This window comes from Paenibacillus sp. J22P165 (assembly GCF_059692015.1).
Map to the genome: position 1 here is coordinate 431,696 of NZ_JCAUAP010000002.1, position 17,315 is coordinate 449,010.

Below are 17,315 nucleotides of genomic sequence, written 5' to 3' on the forward strand. Positions count from 1 at the left end.
ACGGATAAGAACACGAACTAGAATAACGCTAGCTGACGCATGGCTTCCTTCAGCTTATCCGCATTCAGCAAGAAAAACTTCTCCATTGGCGGATTGCTGCCTACTGCCGGAACATCTGGACCACAAAGTCTCGCGATGGGCGCATCTAGCTCAAATAGCATCTCTTCCGCGATGATAGCAGATACTTCTGCACCTACTCCACCTGTTTTGTTGTCCTCATGCGTGATAAGTACTTTGCCTGTTTTTCTAGCGGCTTCTAGTATCGCTTCGCGATCAAGCGGCTGCAAGGTACGCAAATCAAGCACGTGCGCTGAAATACCTTCCTTCGCCAATTCCTCTGCGGCTTGAAGTGCATAATTAACCACCATGCCATAGGCAATGACGGTAATATCTGTCCCTTGACGCTTCACATCTGCTTTACCAATCGGAACGATATAGTCCTCATCTGGTACATCTGCTGATAACGCAAGATAACATTTTTTATGTTCAAAATAAAGGACAGGGTCGCCATCACGAATTGCCGCCTTTAATAATCCCTTCGCATCGTACGGATTCGATGGTGCGACGATTTTGAGTCCTGGTGTGCCGAAGAAAACCGATTCCGGACACTGGGAATGGTATAACGCACCCGCGCCAGTTGCGCCGTAAGGGGCACGAATGACGATCGGGCAGCTCCAGTCATTGTTTGAGCGGTAGCGAATTTTCGCAGCTTCGCTGAGAATTTGATTCGTTGCGGGGAATATAAAATCGGCAAATTGGATTTCAGCAATTGGCTTCATGCCGTACATCGCCGCGCCGATGGCTACACCAACGATCGCTGATTCTGCCAGTGGCGTATCCAACACACGTTCTTCGCCGAATATATCGCGAAGTCCCTTCGTCGTGTTGAGCACACCGCCTTTGCCTACGTCCTCTCCGAGGACGAAAACATTGTCATCCTTCTGCATTTCCTCTTGCATCGCAGAACGAATTGCTTCCAAATACGTAATCGTTGCCATCTTAGTTGCCATCTCCTTCCGCATAAACATGAAGAAGCGTATCTTCCGGCTTCGGATAAGGGGCAAGATCAGCATACTTCGTCGCTTCATTCACTTCTTGCTTTTGACGCTCTTGAAGTGCTTGGTCTTGTTCTTCACTCCAAAGCTCACAAGCGATGAGATATTCCTTGAATTTCAAAATGCCGTCCTTCTTGCGGTTTTCTTCTACTTCTTCTTTCGTACGATATAGCATGTCATCATCAGAAGTGGAATGCGGCATAATGCGATAGCACACCATCTCGATTAAGGTTGGACCTTCTCCGCGAACAGCTCGTTCTCTCGCTTCTTTGGTAACTCGGTACATCTCTAAGACATCCGTACCGTCGACTTGAATCCCCGGAAAGCCGTATCCAATGGCACGGTCAGCAATTTTACCTGCTACCTGTTTATGAAGTGGTACGGAAATGGCATACTGATTATTTTCACAAACAAAAATAACCGGCAGCTTATGTACACCTGCGAAATTACAACCTTCATGGAAATCCCCTTGATTGCTGGAGCCTTCCCCGAACGAAACAAATGTAACAAAATCTTGTTTCTTCATTTTCGCTGCCAGAGCAATACCCGCTGCATGAGGAACTTGTGTTGTAACCGGAGAAGATGCTGTTACGATATGATTTTTACGATCCCCGAAATGACCGGCCATTTGTCTGCCGCCGCTATTCACATCTTCCGCTTTACAGAAAATAGCAAGCATTAGATCCTTCACCGTCATACCAACCGATAAAACAAATGCATAATCACGGTAATAAGGTAAGAAATAGTCCTTCTGATTCTGCATCGCGAATGCCATACCAACTTGTCCGGCATATTGTCCCATTCCTGAAACGTGAAAAGGAATTTTACCAGCACGTTGGAGCATGAAGGCTCTCTCATCAAATTTCGTTGCAAGGCTCATGACCGTATACATACGCAAGGCCTCATCATCGGATAATCCTAAACTTCTGTGCTTATATAGCTGACCAATGGACATGGAGTTTGCCTCCTTAGTGAGATTAAATGGCTACTAAAACTTATTACCTGGTCCTAGTACTTGACTCTATAAGCATATTATAAACGGAAACGTTTATGATTACAATTTTTATCCGCTAATAGCAATACCATCCACAGCAAGCATCGCTTCACCCAAAGCCTCTGAAAGTGTCGGATGCGGGTGAATCGTCTGTCCTACTTCCCACGGTGTTGCATTCAGCACCTGGGCTAGCGCAGCCTCTGTGATACTGTTCGTAACTTGAGGGCCAATCATGTGAACCCCAAGAATATCATTCGTGTCTTTATCGGCAATCACCTTCACAAATCCATCGGAATCTCCATAAACTAGAGCTTTCCCTATTCCTTTGAAACTAAATTTACCAACTTTCACTTGGCGGCCTTGATCTATTGCCTGCTGCTGGGTCCAACCAACACTCGCAATCTCAGGTCTTGTATAGGTGCATTTGGATACAAGGTGCGTTTGCAACTCGTCTGGCTGATGTCCAGCGATATGCTCTGCCGCCACAATGCCTTCATGCCCTGCCATATGCGCAAGCATTAACCCGCCAATAACATCCCCAACCGCATAGATATGGGATTCTGTTGTCTGCATGAAGCGGTTGACACGAATGACACCTTTATCGATTTTGACATCGGTATTTTCAAGCCCCATCGCTTCAACATTCGCTACACGACCTACGGAAACAAGAACACGCTCCGCGGATAGCTCGTGCACCTCACCTTGCTTGTCCACTTGCATCGTAACCATGCCATCCGTCACCTTTACCGACTCTGGCAGTAACTTCGTACCTGTCTCCAGCTTAATGCCACGTTTCTTGAACAAACGTTCCAACTCTTTGGAAACATCCTCATCTTCCAGATTGACTAGACGTTTATCGACTTCTACAATCGTTACCTCAACGCCAAAATCATGCAGCATGGAAGCCCACTCCACACCAATTACGCCACCGCCAACAATAATAATAGACTTCGGCAGACTCTCCATCCGCAGCGCATCTTCACTTGTGATAATCGAAGTGCCATCTATCTCTAATCCCGGCAAGCTGCGTGGTCTAGAGCCCGTTGCAATGATAAGATTGCTCGAAAGAAGCGTCTCAATATCACCATCTTCCTTCTCAACGGAAACAGCCCCGCTGCGCGGAGAGAAAATGGAGGGACCAATAATACGACCATTCCCATTATGAATCGTAATTTTGTTCTTTTTCATCAGGAACTGAAGTCCTTGATGTAGTTGATCGACAATCCGTTGCTTACGTCCTAGAACTTGGTCAAAATTCAATGACACCGATTGTGCAGAAATCCCATAATCTTCGCTATGCTTCATCGAAGCAAATACTTCAGCGCTGCGCAATAATGCTTTACTCGGAATGCAGCCTTGATGCAAGCAGGTACCGCCCATTTTGTCACGTTCGACGATGGCTACCGTTTTACCTAACTGTGCAGCCCTAATTGCAGCTGTGTAGCCTCCGATTCCGCCGCCTAATACCACAACATCATATCTATGTTCACTCATGAATGTTAGCCTCCTATGAAACAATTACTTGTTATATGTATATGTGTGTCTCTATTATATTACCCTTTTTTGGGATCGAAGTCATAGTCTTATTTGTGAGAAAAACTTCAAACGAAGCAATTCGAGGATGGGCGACCGTGTTTTAAATGTTGTTTTTATCGCCAATCAGAATTTGTTTTTCTAAGTACCGGAAACTTATTAATTCATATGTGGGGAATTAGACACGCTAGCCGTTTCAGAGTATGATGTTAGAAAAAACATGTTTCATCTCAAGTAAGGAGTTAATATGAAAGCACCCTTTTATCGTTTTGTTGCTATTCTACTTCTCGTTATTCCAGGAATAACCGCTACTTATGGCTTTCTCGCAATGAAAGATGCCATTTTCGCACAATTTGATACGGCTACCAATAGCGGCATGTTATGGGGGAAATTTTTCTTAGGTCTTGTATTATTTCTGATCGGCGTTGCTTTTATTGGCGGATGGACCTTCTTCAGAGATCGCAAACGGAACTATCTAGCCCCACGTTTCAAACCCAAACGCAATAAATAGACCGGACAATGTGTCCGGTCCTTTTATTTTTTAATCGCGCTCAATCTGCCCCTACAAGCTTCCACACGACATGACTTGCACGCTTCAGGATCCACTGCAGTTGAAACAAACTTAAACCAATAAAAGCACCGGACAGAACAAGGGTTGAAATCACTTCTTTCCGCCAATTTACTGGCTGGCGTGAAGTAAATGCTTGCAAGGTTTTTATATCCACGAGGCGAGCCCCTACTTTCATTCGAGTAAGAAGGGCACTCCCCATATTTTCATTACCGCTAGCCAGAAAATCACTCATATGCGCCTGTACACCGACCGTAACAAGCCATTCTCCACCCTTTTCGTATGCTAACAACAAAGCAGCATCTTCACTGTTTCCAGTGTACGGTAAGATGTGTTCCACATTCACATCAACACTACACTGTTCGTTTGGGTACGTATGGACAATGATTTCAGCACCGCAATGCCAAGCGCGATTCGATATCTGATTCGCATCCCCTACGACAACATCAGGGAGATAACCGTTCGCGATAAGTACATCTGCCCCTGCTCCTACCCCCAGCAATATCGGTTTAAAATCCGTTATAAACCCGCAAGCTGCTTGCAAATCCTTCTTATATCCTTTTCCAGCGGAAACCACAAAGACATATCTGCCTGAGAACTGTGTGCGCAGTGGCAAGTTGGGCAAAGGAGCTTTGACAGATTGCCTTTCGCGCATCGCATAAGCTAAGGTATGTTCCACAAAGGGCTCCCAGCGCTCCACAACCCTCTCATTGGCAGTCCGTTGAGTGCTAAGCCAATCCTCCCGTGTAAATGGACGACAAGGTACATCTTGACCACTCACATGAATCGTATCTTGATAAATAATGATTTCTGCTTCGTGCAGAAAGAGCTCCGTATACACCTCATCCACTTCCATAATGGGAATATGCTCATGTAGGAGCATAAGTGGACCTTGCGTCGGGATCACACCGCTCATAACATGTCCACATTGAACGATAGCCTTCACTCTTCGATCTATCAGTTCTTGGGCATGTTCTTCATCAATGTCACCTTGTGTAAGTACAACAATTCGGCCACTCGGCACCTGTTGATAAGTTTCAAATGTGCCCGAAATTTTTGCCATTTTCCCTTTGCAGATCAGATTCGGCTTCGCGGCAAATAATGATAAGGATGACCAGTTCATGGTTAGACACCTTGCTTTCCTAACGTCGTCTCATGGCCTACCTAATTTGCCCGATCCCACAAACTTCTATGTATATTTTGAGCTGTGAATGGCAAGCATTGTTTATAATCTTAAAAGAAAGGAGGAACATCTATGGAGCTAAACATGAGCGCAGATGAAGTGTTAGGCCAAATTGTGCAGCTTCACAGCACAGGGGAATCGCTAGCTAAAAAAAATGTGAAGAAGCTGCATCCTGATCTTATGAAAAACGCCCTGTATTACTACCCAAGTTGGGAACATGCATTACAGAAGACTGGAGTTAGCACCATTGTTCACTAAACATACATAGGTCTTGCATAATGCTCCGTAAGGTTCATCCTTGCGGAGCCGTTTTTATGCTTACTCCTCTTCGATCACTTCCCACTCCACCTGAACCATGCGATCTACCCACGTTCGAATTTTCACTTCAATCGCTTGTTCAATTTCGTCATCTGTCATTTCACCCAGCTTGTGCTCAGCAATCTCAAGTACGTCCGTTTTCTTCGTTTCGCCATCTATCGCTAATTGGATTTGAATGCGCATGCTGTTCCCCTTTTTTCGTTATCAACTAAACTTTCCATTGCCTCTTACCTATCACCTGTTAAAATAGAAGTATCACAACATTCAAATAGAAATGAGGAATTATCATGTCTCGATCTCAAGCACAAAAGCTTCGCCAACGCAGTTTACGGGAAGGAAAATTAGATCCTACGATGAATCGCTTACACTGGTTCGGAACGAATCCAGTAACTAAGACAACACCTACACGTATAGAACTGCAAGCCAAACAACATAATAAACACAAATCTAGGAATTTGAACCATTCACATGGCGATGATTCCTTTTATTTTTCTAAATCCTCTTGAATCGTGATCCCCTGCTGAGCAGCAAAATGGATCATTTCTTCCCTTTCCGATGGTCGGAACGTATATTTACAGTCAAACCCGTTGAAAAATAACTGCCAACTCCTGACAACCCCGTGCTCATCTACTTCTAACTCCGCAACATATAACGAATCAGGTTCATCTTCAAACTGCAGGCCGATGTGTAAGTACGTCTTCCCCTCAGATATTTCCTGTTCACAATAGTCCATGATCATGTCTAAATGACCTCCTATTGAATAAAATCTTTTTTATTTATATAATATACTAATGCAACCGAGCTAACAAAGTGTAAGCATGCTAATTTATGAATTTGCGAAGTAGTTATATCAGATACTGAGCAAACTCTTAGGAGGAAATACATATGGCCTACGATCCGCAAGTAGTTGATGCAACAATAGTGAGTGATAATAAAAAGAATGGTCTCTTCGAAGTCGTTGTGTCTTTGAAAGACCGCAACAAATGCCGTCTATTCTTTGAAAGAGACGCAGAAACAGGTATCGGCCGAGTAACCGACTTGAACCGATTGATGAAAGAGCCATGCCCAATTTGCCGCAAAGATTACCTGTGCAACTGTCTTGACCGTTACAAGTATTCGATTGCCGACCAAGCTTTAACGTTCATTAAGTAATTAACAACACAAGGAAACCCCCTTAGCTGATGGCTAAGGGGGTTTCCTTGTTGTACATGCTGTTTACTCGTAGATAACTCGATAGAGTCCTTCTAGTAAACTCTGGTAATTCCTTGGGTCATACGTAATCTCAGCAAAGGAGACATGAATGACCTTGTTGGTCGTTTTAACAATGAAAAAGCTGTCCGAACTATCATCAGCATCGATATACGTATAGCATACTAACTGACTGCTGCCTGTTTGTTTCCGCAGAAAAGCCGTAGCTTCTTCACTCTCATTTGCGAACTTCGGCATACTGTCACCTCCTAACTACCATTCACCCTCGTCGTCTCAACTGAAAGGCATTTATCTTTACTAGCACGTACTTAAGACTGCGATGTTTTCTTTCTCTTCAACGCCAGATATCCACCTAAGAGTGACGCGGGAACGATGGCTATTAAGCCGATCAACTCATACCAAAGCGGGATCATATCCTGCGTTAATATGGAATCAAATCCAATCCCGGCTCCAATGACCCCTATGATTGCTGCATTGAAAAGTTCGGCGCGTTTGGCTACTTTTGCAGTGAAATAACTACCTAAGAACGTCCAAAACAAGCCAACGACAAGAAATAAGAGTAATAGACCTGCATTAGCATATATGGCATTTACATCTTGATCCGACGTAGGACGGTTTGCAAAATACAAACTCCCAATCAATCCTGACGACAACATCGTTCCGATATTATCGATAGCTATTCCCAGCAACACGGCTAGGAAATGAAATTTCCGCACACTTTTTTGTTCCGACATAGACTCTTCTTCTCTCCTGCTCACTTCTATCTAGTAACCTCATCCATAATACCATGTGGAAACCCTACTAGCCAGTTCAGATCGAACTAAGCCTGCACCCACCAATCCCCTTTTGTGTAATTGCTTATATCGGATCCCCGCAAGGTGATGGTTTGCCCAATAAGTGGAGTCACAATCTTGACCCCTTTCTCCTGAGCAGCTCTTACTGCACGAGTAACAGGATCATTCCAATCGTGAATAGCCAATGTGAAGGCACCCCAATGAATGGGCAACATAACCTTCCCTCTCACGTCAAGATGCGCTTGAACGGTTTCCTCTGGCATCAAGTGAATATCCGCCCAACGCTCATCATACTGACCACATTCCATTAGGGTGAGGTCAAAAGGGCCATATTTATCCCCAATGTGTTTAAAATGGGTCGTATACCCACTATCACCGCTGAAATAGATGTTGGACTGTTTTCCTTTGATTACCCACGAACACCACAAGGTTGCACCGCGGTCATTCACACTACGTCCCGAGAAATGGTTAGCAGGCGTGCAGGCTAGCTCTAAACCTTCGTAAGTGAACTCCTCCCACCAATCATGCTCCTCAATCTTGGCCGCTGGTACGCCCCAACGGATGAGATGACCGCCAACACCCAGCGGCACAATAAAGCGATTCACTTTATCTTTTATTTTCATAATAGATCCGTAATCCAAATGATCATAGTGATCATGGGATAGAATTACAGCATCGATGTGAGGGAGTTCCGCAATTTCAAAAGGAATACCATTGCTGTACCTATTTTTCCCCAACCAAGGAAAGGGTGACGGTGTTCGCCCGAACATCGGATCGAGCAGCAAAGCTTTGCCGTCAATTGTCAGTAAACTAGCCGAGTGACCAAACCAAGTAACGCTTGTATCCCCATTCCCTTTGAAATGGGGCTTATCCATCGGCAAGGAGGACGCTGGACGTCGATTCGGGCTTCCTTTGATCATATCGCGCAAAATCCCTAGTGTCGTTGAAAAGCTCATATTCATCATCGCCGGGACTGGATTTTCAAACTTATCTAGCCCAAACTGAGGTGATTTCGCAAACTTCTTCATCTCATCCCTTGAAGGCTTTCGACCGAAAATCGGATACACATTCATAAATAAGTAATAGACACCAACCAAAGCCACAATAATTCCTACCGTTAGTAACATCCTCGTTGCCTCCATGTAATCTCTGTTCTGCTTACACATTCTCATCCAAGAAAGAATAAGCTACGATGTAATAACGTAACAACTTATCCCTTGGTTCCAATTTTTCAGGATGCGCTTCATGGGCTCCAAAATTATTTCAGCGGACAGGGACATTAGCACAATCAGTCGTTTCGCCCAAACATTCCGCCGAAATAGTCATAAGCTATCTCGAAACACAAACCAAATATCTATTGGAGGTTGATTCGAATGAGTTGTGGAACTGGCGTAGGTTATGGAACGTCTGCAGCTGCTGTGTTGGTACTTTTCATCTTGTTGGTTATTATCACTAGCGCGTTTGTTTGGTAATCTAAAACAATACAGGAGGACTACCTAGACCTTCTAGGTAGTCTTTCTGCTTCCCTCTGCGCCCCCCGCAGCTGATGAACAAATGAAAAAAGAACGCTCAGCGTTGAGCGTCCCTTCTCACATATATGTTACACATATTTCATTGATTCTAACTGTCTCAAGACACCTTATGCTCGATTCTGAGCTTATCTGCCACCATCGCGATAAATTCGCTATTTGTAGGCTTAGATTTCGAGATATTAATCGTGTACCCAAAAATAAAGGAGATGCTGTCGATGTTGCCGCGCGTCCAAGCGACTTCAATCGCGTGACGGATCGCACGTTCAACGCGGCTAGGTGTTGTTTTATATTTTTCGGCAATAGCCGGATAGAGCGTTTTCGTGATTGCACCTAGGATTTCAATATTGTTGTAAACCATCGTAATCGCTTCACGTAAATATTGGTAACCTTTAATATGTGCAGGTACACCAATTTCATGAATGATACTTGTAATATTGGCATCCAAATTTTTACCTTTTGGCATATGCACAACATTCGCACGCGGCGTTGAGCTTGTCGTTGTTGTTGTTGCTGAATTTCCTGCAAGCTGACGAATACGATTCGTGAGTGTTTCCATATCAAATGGTTTCAATATGTAATAGGAAGCTCCCAGCTGCACAGCTTTTTGTGTAATATTTTCTTGACCAAAAGCTGTTAGCATGATGATTTTGGGCTGTGAAGGAAGATTCATTTCTCGCATTTTTTCCAGAACACCAAGTCCATCTAGATGAGGCATAATAATATCTAAAATGAGAACATCGGGTAGCTCACGCTGTTGCTCCAGAAACCGAAGGACCTCGTTACCGTTATACGCAACGCCCATAATTTCCATATCCTCTTGCTCACCAATGAACTCTGATAATAAATGGGTGAATTCTCGGTTATCGTCTGCAAGTAACACCTGAATTTTTTGCAACTGAATTTCCTCCTTTAGCTACTAAACAAGTTGGTATTTTCTCTCTTAAGTAAGCTATTCGACAGCTCATTTTAAAATCCTTCTGTCGAATATTATTTTTCTTTTCTTTTGTTTGACTTTCTTATATAATATAATATTTATCTTCTGATTCCAACATTTTTCGACACGAAGTCACTAAACTCGCTATTTCACTGTCGCATCTGGTAAAAAAGAAATAAAGAACTAAAGGCCACTAGCTCACCTTTAGTTCTTTGTTAATCTCTCCAGATGTTGGACGAAGGATAATGCCCGAGTCCTGCAGCATCCATTCGATGAAGCATCCATAGCCGCTCGTTGGATCATTCACGAACACATGTGTGACCGCCCCGATCAATTTGCCATTCTGGATAATTGGGCTTCCGCTCATCCCCTGTACAATACCACCTGTTTTATCTAAGAGACGAGGATCCGTGATTTTAATAACCATACCTTTCGTACCTGGTACGTCTTGTTTGGATACGTGAACCACTTGGATATCAAACTTCTCAACCTTCTGTCCTTCGAGCACCGTATAGATTTGCGCCGGCCCTTCCTTCACTTCTTCAGCAAAAGCTACAGGAATCGCTTCTTTATCTAAGCTATGATCCGGGGCACCATACATTTTCCCGAAAATGCCGAAAGCCGTATTTCGTTCAATGTTCCCAATCACTTTACTGTCTTTGTAAAGTGTAGCATGCTTTTCACCCGGATCTCCGTTATGACTCTTGGAAATCGAAGTAACATTCGAATAGACTATGTCACCATCGCCTACAATAATGGGTGTCTGGGTATCCATATCTGTTATAACATGTCCAAGAGCCCCATAGACGCCTTGATCGGGTGCATAGAAGGTCAATGTTCCAACACCTGCCGCGGAATCACGAATGTACAATCCTAAGCGATAAGACTTATCTACAACGTCATACACCGGCTGCAGCTTGACAACAAGTTCTTGATTATTTCGTAAAATTTGCAGAACAAGCGGATTCTTACTTTCGCCCGATTTGGCCACTAGCTCTGCGACCTTGCTTACATCCTTAGAATCCTTGCCATTAATTTTGGTAATTAAATCGCCGACTTGAATTTTTGCTTCTTCCCCAGGTGAAACTTTCTGTTCGGAGGCAACCGTCACGAGATGGTGACCAACGACCAGAATACCCGCGGACTTAATTTTAACACCGATCGTCTGTCCCCCTGGGATTACTTTTAAGTCAGGTACGACATTCACTTTGACAGTTTTGATTGGAATGGCTCCAAATAGCTTGAGCTTCATTTCCGTTTGTCCGGAATGATCGGATTGCAGAGAAATGGGTTCGTTCAAATTAACTTGAAATGAGTGCTTGGCGTTGCCATTTACCTTCACAATATCCGTATCCTTGACCGTAACCTGGGCACTGACCGGCATCGTTAGCTGAAGCTGCTTTCCTTGTCCACTAAATAAACGGAGTTCCTGTGGGAAGGAGGCAAAGCTCTGAAAAGGCGGGGACACACTGACCAAGCAAACGAAGAAGACGAGCAAGAGTCCGAACAATCTTTTTCTTTTGTTGGATTGCACTATCAACACGCTCCTTCAAGATTCCTTGAGCCCTGACGAACAACTCGTCAAATGCGTACCTATAAGTTAACCCCAGTCCCTCTCTTTTATAACTGTAAATGATGACTATCTATACTTTCATACCCTTGCTTTCTTATTTTTTGCCATGGTAAGCATTTCTCCCGCATGATGCAGCGTTGTTTCTGTTACTTCTACACCGCCAAGCATCCTCGCCAACTCCTCAATCCGGCCAGCATCTGGCATATCTTGAACCCGCGTGAACGTACGCTCATGATCCACTTCTTTTCGAATGTAGAAATGAACATCAGCAAAACTTGCAACCTGCGGCAGATGCGTAATGGAGAATACTTGGCAGCTCTGCGAAAGAACGGACATTTTCTCAGCAATGGCTTGCGCCGCGCGTCCACTTACCCCTGTATCAACCTCATCGAATACGAGTACTGGAATTTGATCAATACGTGCAAAAATGGCTTTCATGGCGAGCATAATACGAGAGAGCTCACCACCTGAAGCAATCTTACTAAGTCCACGCAAAGGTTCTCCTGGGTTAGGTGCCATCAAGAACTCAACCTGATCAATCCCTTGTCTGGAAAAGCGAACCTTATTGCCGTCCACCTCTACACCGCGATCATCGATAATATGGGCAATCTGCACACGGAACTGTGTGCGTTCCATTTGTAGATCACGTAATTCATGTTCAATTTGAGCGGAAAGATCGCTCGCAATCCCCTTACGAAGGTTGGATAAGTCCAAAGCATGCAGGCCAACTTGTTTCTCAGCAAGTGCAAGCTTATCTTCTAATTTACGAATGATTTCATCTTTATTTTCGATCGTATCGACTTCATTCTTGATCTTCTCGAGATAAGCTAAGATCTCTTTAATATTCTCTCCATATTTTCGCCGAAGAGACGTGATGGTATCTAATCTTTGTTCAATAAAATCAAGCCGGGAGGAATTGAATTCAATGCCGTCACGATAATCTCTGATCTGATAAGCGGCATCTTCTAATTGATAAAAGGCCGATTGCGCCTGTTCTAAAAGAGGACTTAGATTAGTCGGATCTAACTGAACAATATCCTGCAAACGTGAGACGGCTTTCCCTGCCGCATCTAATCCCCGGTTCGTTGCATAAAGAAAATCATAAGCCTCGGAGGAGTTTTGATACAACTTCTCTGCATTCGCCAGCTTCCGCTTCTCTTCAGCTAAGGACTCATCTTCACCAATCTTGAGTTTGGTAGCGGATATTTCGTCAATCTGAAACCGATACAGATCTAACATTTGCAAAGCTTGCTTACTCGTTTCCTGTAGATCATTCAGCTCTTTTTGCAGCTTCATGTACTGGTCGTAGCTCGATTGATACGTCGCTTTCGCTAATTCTATTTCTGCACTTCCAAATAGGTCAAGCGAGTGAATATGCTCGTCCACATGAAGTAGAGACTGATGCTCATGCTGACCGTGAATATTAACGAGCCACTCACCTGTCTTGCGCAGCATCGTCATATTTACTAGCTGTCCGTTAATGCGACTTGAGCTTTTACCTGTAGCCGTAATCTCCCGACGAATGATGAGATGCTCGGAAGCATCGGCCTCAATTCCAAGCTCTGTAAGCGTATGCCAAACGGGATGTGAGGCTGGTAAATCGAACATGGCTTCGATCTCCGCTTTATCTGCACCATACCGCACCAATTCTGCTGAACCTCTACCGCCGACAATGAGTGTTAACGCATCTATGATGATCGATTTCCCAGCACCCGTTTCCCCTGTCAAAACGTGAAAACCTGCCTTAAACCGAATATGTACATGTTCAATAACAGCTAAATTACGAATTGAAAGCTCTGTAAGCATGAACGCCTCCTGAAATTATGATAATAAGGACATGACTTCATTTACAAAAGTTACACTGTTCTCTTTGCCGCGGCAAATAACAAGAATTGTATCATCACCACAAATGGTTCCCATCACACCGTTCCATTCCAAATTATCAATCAAGGCACAAATCGTATTTGCAGTCCCTGGTAAACACTTCATCACAACTAAATTGTCGGTATAATCGATGCTGACAAAATGGTCACTTAACGCACGACGAAGCCGCTGCATAGGATTAAACCGCTGATCTGCCGGCATGGAGTATTTGTATCTGCCATCATCTAGCGGAACCTTGATCAGATGGAGTTCTTTGATATCTCTTGAAACAGTCGCTTGTGTTACATGGAATCCTGCCGCGCGCAGCGCTTCAACCAGTTCATCTTGTGTTTCAATCTCATGATTTGTAATAATTTCTCTAATTTTTACATGCCTTTGACCCTTCATCCTTACACCTCTATGTGAAAAATGATTTTTTTGATTTTGCTTATGCTCATATCAACGTAAAGGATACCCTGTGCCTCAGGATAAATGAGGGTGTACGGCAGCAGCATGTCACGCACAGCGCTCCCTGTCATCTCAAGTGGTTTACGATCTTTGGCCACTTTCACAAGATACATTTGGTCTTCCTTTTGCACAAAATAATCGATAAACAAGCGACTTTCCAGCTGATCTCTATCACCAATGGTCATGGTTATAGGGATTTTGGTCTTGCCAGCCAGAACATCAAATCCAGCAGCCTCCAGCAGATCGACGACATCATCCTGAGGAATATTGGCCTGCCTTGGAATGCGAACTCTCCCTCGACTCGAACCAGATAGCCACCTTTGGAATCGCCAAATGACAATACAAACAACAACGATCAGGATTAACAAAATGACTCTTACATCGCCTTGTTCCATGTCCTTCACCTCGCCATAGTATTCGCGAATCCGGCAGGAAAATCCTTTCTGTTATGTGAAAAAACCCATCTCAGGGCCGCAAAAGGCGTTCACAAAGATGAGTTTATTTGCCATGCAATTTCTGAGACCCTCGCGCAGTCTCTGCGATTAGAGCTTTCATTGAATCTGGTGCTGCAAGCGACGCATCGCTCTCGTTACTCGACCAGTAGGCAAGGAATTCAATGTTCCCTTCTCCACCCGTAATTGGTGAATAAGTCAATCCTTTCAACCGGAAGCCCAGCTCCTCTGCAAATGACAGTACCGTTGTCAGAACGTCAATGTGTACATCTGTGTCTCGTACAACCCCTGACTTGCCAACTTTCTCTCTACCTGCTTCGAATTGCGGCTTAATAAGCGCGACGACATGCCCTTGATCACCTAAAATTTCCTTCAGTGGCGGCAAAATGATCCGTAAGGAAATAAACGATACATCGATGCTTGCAAAGGTTGGTCTCGGACCGTTCAAATCCTCCAATTTCGTGTAACGGAAATTCGTTCTTTCCATCACATGAACACGTTCATCATTACGAAGTGACCAATCCAATTGGTTGTAGCCAACATCGACAGCGTAGACAGAAGCAGCGCCATTTTGGAGCGCACAGTCCGTAAACCCTCCTGTAGAAGCACCAATGTCCAACATAACCGCGCCTTGTAAATCAATTTCGAATTGCTTTAACGCTTTTTCAAGCTTTAGTCCACCACGACTCACGTAAGGATGCAGCGCTCCTTTTACTTTGAGTACAGCTTTACGACTAATTTTCATTCCAGCTTTATCAACTGGCTCTTCATCCGCAAAAACAAGGCCTGCCATAATGGCGGCCTTTGCCTTTTCTCTGCTTTCAAAATAGCCTTGCTCTAGTAGCAATAAGTCTAATCGTTCTTTATCCGATGACATATATGTTGTGTTGCTCCTATTCCAATCGGTTACTAGACCTTAGCCCTCAGGACCTTACGAGGCACTAGTTTCTTCACTTCCGTAATTAGGTTTTGGGCCGTTAGGCCAACCTCATCGCGTTGCTCTGGCACGCTGCCATGCTCAACGAAGTAATCTTGAATCCCCATCAATTCTACTTGTAAACCAACTACACGTTTCTCCGCATAAAACTCTAGGACAGCACTTCCGAAGCCACCTTGAATGGATCCTTCTTCCATCGTAATCACTGGCATGGATTCTTTCGCTAATTGAAGCAGATAAGCTTCATCTAACGGCTTGATGAATCGCGCATTCACGACGCGAAGCTCGATGCCTTCTTGTGATAGCAACGCTGCTGCCTCTTCCGCAACTTGAACCATAGGTCCAACTGCAAGAATAGCTGCGTAATCTCCCTCACGCACAGTTTCCCAAGTACCAATAGGAATCGCTTTGGGTGCCTCATCAATGTTAGCACCAGTACCATTAATACGCGGATAACGATAAGCAATCGGGCCGTCGTTATATTCAAGGGCCGTCTGCATCATATCACGCAGTTCTTTCTCATCCTTCGGCATCATCAAAACCATGTTAGGAATTGTACGCAAAAATGAAATATCATAAACCCCTTGGTGCGTCTCGCCATCTGGGCCAACAAAGCCTGCACGGTCGATCGCAAAGGTAACATTTAATTTTGGCCGACAAATATCATGAACCACTTGATCATACGCACGCTGTAAGAACGTTGAATACACAGCGAATACCGGCTTCAAGCCTTCACTCGCGAGTCCTGCACATAACGTAGCCGCATGTTGCTCCGCAATACCAACGTCGATCATCCGATTCGGGAATTGTTTTGCAAATTTCAACAGTCCAGAGCCACCTGGCATAGCTGGTGTTACGGCAATAAGACGGGAGTCTTTTTCGCCAAGTTCAATTAATGTATCTCCGAAAACTTGTGTATACATAGGCGGTCCCGAAGACTTAAGTACTTGCCCCGACTCCATCTTATAGGGTCCTAAGCCATGCCACGTATGAGAGTCATTCTCTGCTGGCTTATAGCCTTTACCTTTGGTCGTAACGATATGAATAAGGACTGGCCCTTGAACCTTCTCAGCCTGTTTCAATGTATCCATCAGCACTTGCAGGTTATGTCCATCTACAGGACCAATATAAGTAAAGCCTAATTCTTCAAACCAAACACCATTCAATACAAAATATTTAAGACTATCCTTCAGCTTCTCCGCTGTTTTGGCCAGCGTTCCGCCGATGGCAGGAATTTTCTTCAGTAAGTATTCAACTTCTTCTTTAGCTTTCAAATAATGACGATCCGAACGAATTTTGCTTAAATAATTATGAAGAGCCCCAACATTGGGCGCAATAGACATTTCATTGTCATTCAGAATGACCGTAATATTCTTCTTCTCGTGACCAATATGATTCATAGCTTCTAACGCCATGCCGCCTGTCAGCGCACCATCACCAATAATGGCAACAACTTTATTATGTTCGCCTTTCAGATCACGCGCCATCGCCATACCCATGGCAGCGGACAGGGAAGTACTGCTATGTCCCGCTTCCCAGACATCATGTTCGCTCTCAGACCGCTTAATAAATCCGCAGAGCCCTTTGTACTTGCGTAAAGTATCGAACTTGTCTTTGCGTCCAGTCAAAATTTTGTGCACGTACGCCTGGTGACCCACATCAAAAATAAATTTATCATACGGGCTGTGAAACATGGTGTGTAATGCAATTGTGAGTTCAACCACGCCTAAATTCGGGGCCAGATGTCCACCTGTAACGGAAAGCTTCTCAATAAGAAATTGACGGATTTCTGCCGCCAGTTCTTCAAGCTCCGTCAAGGATAACCGCTTCAAATCTGCAGGCCGATTGATTTGTTCGAGCAGCACGCTTGTTTCCTCACTTTCAATGTGAAAATACTAAGAT

The 17,315-nt window shown here is 44.2% G+C and carries 21 protein-coding genes; 5 read left to right on the forward strand and 16 right to left on the reverse strand.

The features are described 5' to 3' along the window. Positions 1–17 precede the first annotated feature (17 nt). The 3 genes from AC58QM_RS06125 to lpdA form a co-directional block, all read right to left on the reverse strand. Positions 18–998, reverse strand: coding sequence for an alpha-ketoacid dehydrogenase subunit beta (locus tag AC58QM_RS06125; RefSeq protein WP_310225170.1), 981 nt, complete (start codon positions 996–998; stop codon positions 18–20). Position 999: 1 nt separating this feature from the next. Continuing rightward, positions 1,000–2,010, reverse strand: coding sequence for a thiamine pyrophosphate-dependent dehydrogenase E1 component subunit alpha (locus AC58QM_RS06130; protein ID WP_497282246.1), 1,011 nt, complete (start codon positions 2,008–2,010; stop codon positions 1,000–1,002). 108 nt (positions 2,011–2,118) lie between these two features. Next, on the reverse strand, positions 2,119–3,543 hold the full coding sequence (gene lpdA / locus AC58QM_RS06135) for a dihydrolipoyl dehydrogenase (RefSeq protein ID WP_497282248.1): 1,425 nt from the start codon (positions 3,541–3,543) through the stop codon (positions 2,119–2,121). A gap of 286 nt (positions 3,544–3,829) precedes the next feature. Here lpdA and AC58QM_RS06140 point away from each other — a divergent pair, with 286 nt between their 5' ends. Continuing rightward, the gene (locus AC58QM_RS06140; protein ID WP_497282250.1) at positions 3,830–4,093 is read left to right on the forward strand and encodes a DUF2627 domain-containing protein; all 264 of its coding nucleotides are present in this window, start codon (positions 3,830–3,832) and stop codon (positions 4,091–4,093) included. A 40-nt stretch (positions 4,094–4,133) separates the two neighbouring features. Here the strand turns inward: AC58QM_RS06140 and steA are convergent, their stop codons facing one another. Continuing rightward, positions 4,134–5,273: a putative cytokinetic ring protein SteA gene (gene steA / locus AC58QM_RS06145; protein ID WP_497282252.1), complete on the reverse strand. Its 1,140-nt coding sequence runs from the start codon at positions 5,271–5,273 to the stop codon at positions 4,134–4,136. Between the two features lie 132 nt (positions 5,274–5,405). Here steA and AC58QM_RS06150 point away from each other — a divergent pair, with 132 nt between their 5' ends. Further along, positions 5,406–5,591, forward strand: coding sequence for a hypothetical protein (locus tag AC58QM_RS06150; protein ID WP_310223313.1), 186 nt, complete (start codon positions 5,406–5,408; stop codon positions 5,589–5,591). A gap of 60 nt (positions 5,592–5,651) precedes the next feature. On the opposite strand, the gene AC58QM_RS06155 is transcribed toward AC58QM_RS06150, so the two are convergent. Continuing rightward, positions 5,652–5,834, reverse strand: a complete 183-nt coding sequence (locus AC58QM_RS06155) for a hypothetical protein (protein ID WP_497282254.1) — start codon at positions 5,832–5,834, stop codon at positions 5,652–5,654. A gap of 104 nt (positions 5,835–5,938) precedes the next feature. On the opposite strand from AC58QM_RS06155, the gene brfA reads away from it, so the two are divergent. After that, positions 5,939–6,157 carry a ribosome rescue factor BrfA gene (brfA, locus tag AC58QM_RS06160; protein WP_497282255.1) on the forward strand — a complete coding sequence of 73 codons (219 nt, stop codon included), beginning with the start codon at positions 5,939–5,941 and terminating at the stop codon, positions 6,155–6,157. Here the strand turns inward: brfA and AC58QM_RS06165 are convergent. Next, positions 6,136–6,390 carry a hypothetical protein gene (locus tag AC58QM_RS06165; protein WP_497282257.1) on the reverse strand — a complete coding sequence of 85 codons (255 nt, stop codon included), beginning with the start codon at positions 6,388–6,390 and terminating at the stop codon, positions 6,136–6,138. The two genes, brfA and AC58QM_RS06165, sit on opposite strands and share 22 nt — an antisense overlap. Positions 6,391–6,536: 146 nt before the next feature. Here AC58QM_RS06165 and AC58QM_RS06170 point away from each other — a divergent pair, with 146 nt between their 5' ends. Further along, positions 6,537–6,803 carry a hypothetical protein gene (locus tag AC58QM_RS06170; protein ID WP_068661976.1) on the forward strand — a complete coding sequence of 89 codons (267 nt, stop codon included), beginning with the start codon at positions 6,537–6,539 and terminating at the stop codon, positions 6,801–6,803. A 63-nt stretch (positions 6,804–6,866) separates the two neighbouring features. On the opposite strand, the gene AC58QM_RS06175 is transcribed toward AC58QM_RS06170, so the two are convergent. From AC58QM_RS06175 to AC58QM_RS06185, 3 genes are all read right to left on the reverse strand, one after another. After that, positions 6,867–7,097, reverse strand: a complete 231-nt coding sequence (locus AC58QM_RS06175; RefSeq protein WP_497282259.1) for a hypothetical protein — start codon at positions 7,095–7,097, stop codon at positions 6,867–6,869. Positions 7,098–7,168: 71 nt separating this feature from the next. Then, positions 7,169–7,594 carry a hypothetical protein gene (locus AC58QM_RS06180; RefSeq protein WP_497282260.1) on the reverse strand — a complete coding sequence of 142 codons (426 nt, stop codon included), beginning with the start codon at positions 7,592–7,594 and terminating at the stop codon, positions 7,169–7,171. An 86-nt stretch (positions 7,595–7,680) separates the two neighbouring features. Continuing rightward, positions 7,681–8,781: an MBL fold metallo-hydrolase gene (locus AC58QM_RS06185; RefSeq protein WP_497282261.1), complete on the reverse strand. Its 1,101-nt coding sequence runs from the start codon at positions 8,779–8,781 to the stop codon at positions 7,681–7,683. A 246-nt stretch (positions 8,782–9,027) separates the two neighbouring features. Here AC58QM_RS06185 and AC58QM_RS06190 point away from each other — a divergent pair, with 246 nt between their 5' ends. Next, positions 9,028–9,126 (forward strand): YjcZ family sporulation protein, encoded by a 99-nt coding sequence (locus AC58QM_RS06190; protein WP_155993479.1) that lies wholly within the window; start codon positions 9,028–9,030, stop codon positions 9,124–9,126. A 157-nt stretch (positions 9,127–9,283) separates the two neighbouring features. On the opposite strand, the gene spo0A is transcribed toward AC58QM_RS06190, so the two are convergent. The 7 genes from spo0A to dxs all read right to left on the reverse strand — a co-directional run bounded on the left by spo0A (position 9,284) and on the right by dxs (position 17,278). Then, the gene (gene spo0A, locus AC58QM_RS06195; protein ID WP_497282263.1) at positions 9,284–10,081 is read right to left on the reverse strand and encodes a sporulation transcription factor Spo0A; all 798 of its coding nucleotides are present in this window, start codon (positions 10,079–10,081) and stop codon (positions 9,284–9,286) included. 232 nt (positions 10,082–10,313) lie between these two features. After that, the gene (gene spoIVB / locus AC58QM_RS06200) at positions 10,314–11,654 is read right to left on the reverse strand and encodes a SpoIVB peptidase (RefSeq protein ID WP_497282265.1); all 1,341 of its coding nucleotides are present in this window, start codon (positions 11,652–11,654) and stop codon (positions 10,314–10,316) included. Between the two features lie 117 nt (positions 11,655–11,771). Further along, on the reverse strand, positions 11,772–13,499 hold the full coding sequence (recN, locus tag AC58QM_RS06205; RefSeq protein WP_497282267.1) for a DNA repair protein RecN: 1,728 nt from the start codon (positions 13,497–13,499) through the stop codon (positions 11,772–11,774). A gap of 15 nt (positions 13,500–13,514) precedes the next feature. Further along, complete coding sequence (gene ahrC / locus AC58QM_RS06210) at positions 13,515–13,964, reverse strand: transcriptional regulator AhrC/ArgR (protein WP_056614653.1); 450 nt, start codon at positions 13,962–13,964, stop codon at positions 13,515–13,517. A 2-nt stretch (positions 13,965–13,966) separates the two neighbouring features. Next, positions 13,967–14,419: a hypothetical protein gene (locus AC58QM_RS06215; RefSeq protein ID WP_497282269.1), complete on the reverse strand. Its 453-nt coding sequence runs from the start codon at positions 14,417–14,419 to the stop codon at positions 13,967–13,969. A 103-nt stretch (positions 14,420–14,522) separates the two neighbouring features. Next, a complete protein-coding gene (locus tag AC58QM_RS06220) occupies positions 14,523–15,353 on the reverse strand; it encodes a TlyA family RNA methyltransferase (protein WP_497282270.1) in 831 nt (276 codons plus the stop codon). Between the two features lie 32 nt (positions 15,354–15,385). Then, positions 15,386–17,278, reverse strand: coding sequence for a 1-deoxy-D-xylulose-5-phosphate synthase (gene dxs / locus AC58QM_RS06225; RefSeq protein ID WP_497282272.1), 1,893 nt, complete (start codon positions 17,276–17,278; stop codon positions 15,386–15,388). Positions 17,279–17,315: the final 37 nt, after the last annotated feature.

Bases quoted from the DNA above. Each gene is read 5' to 3' on its own strand.
- AC58QM_RS06220 (WP_497282270.1), bottom strand. From the start codon at position 15,353: ATGTCATCGGATAAAGAACGATTAGACTTATTGCTACTAGAGCAAGGC.
- AC58QM_RS06180 (WP_497282260.1), bottom strand. From the start codon at position 7,594: ATGTCGGAACAAAAAAGTGTGCGGAAATTTCATTTCCTAGCCGTGTTG.
- AC58QM_RS06215 (WP_497282269.1), bottom strand. From the start codon at position 14,419: ATGGAACAAGGCGATGTAAGAGTCATTTTGTTAATCCTGATCGTTGTT.
- AC58QM_RS06175 (WP_497282259.1), bottom strand. From the start codon at position 7,097: ATGCCGAAGTTCGCAAATGAGAGTGAAGAAGCTACGGCTTTTCTGCGG.
- AC58QM_RS06150 (WP_310223313.1), top strand. From the start codon at position 5,406: ATGGAGCTAAACATGAGCGCAGATGAAGTGTTAGGCCAAATTGTGCAG.
- steA (WP_497282252.1), bottom strand. From the start codon at position 5,273: ATGAACTGGTCATCCTTATCATTATTTGCCGCGAAGCCGAATCTGATC.
- AC58QM_RS06165 (WP_497282257.1), bottom strand. From the start codon at position 6,390: ATGATCATGGACTATTGTGAACAGGAAATATCTGAGGGGAAGACGTAC.
- AC58QM_RS06125 (WP_310225170.1), bottom strand. From the start codon at position 998: ATGGCAACGATTACGTATTTGGAAGCAATTCGTTCTGCGATGCAAGAG.
- AC58QM_RS06190 (WP_155993479.1), top strand. From the start codon at position 9,028: ATGAGTTGTGGAACTGGCGTAGGTTATGGAACGTCTGCAGCTGCTGTG.
- AC58QM_RS06140 (WP_497282250.1), top strand. From the start codon at position 3,830: ATGAAAGCACCCTTTTATCGTTTTGTTGCTATTCTACTTCTCGTTATT.
- AC58QM_RS06155 (WP_497282254.1), bottom strand. From the start codon at position 5,834: ATGCGCATTCAAATCCAATTAGCGATAGATGGCGAAACGAAGAAAACG.
- AC58QM_RS06185 (WP_497282261.1), bottom strand. From the start codon at position 8,781: ATGTTACTAACGGTAGGAATTATTGTGGCTTTGGTTGGTGTCTATTAC.
- AC58QM_RS06130 (WP_497282246.1), bottom strand. From the start codon at position 2,010: ATGTCCATTGGTCAGCTATATAAGCACAGAAGTTTAGGATTATCCGAT.
- brfA (WP_497282255.1), top strand. From the start codon at position 5,939: ATGTCTCGATCTCAAGCACAAAAGCTTCGCCAACGCAGTTTACGGGAA.
- AC58QM_RS06170 (WP_068661976.1), top strand. From the start codon at position 6,537: ATGGCCTACGATCCGCAAGTAGTTGATGCAACAATAGTGAGTGATAAT.
- recN (WP_497282267.1), bottom strand. From the start codon at position 13,499: ATGCTTACAGAGCTTTCAATTCGTAATTTAGCTGTTATTGAACATGTA.
- lpdA (WP_497282248.1), bottom strand. From the start codon at position 3,543: ATGAGTGAACATAGATATGATGTTGTGGTATTAGGCGGCGGAATCGGA.
- ahrC (WP_056614653.1), bottom strand. From the start codon at position 13,964: ATGAAGGGTCAAAGGCATGTAAAAATTAGAGAAATTATTACAAATCAT.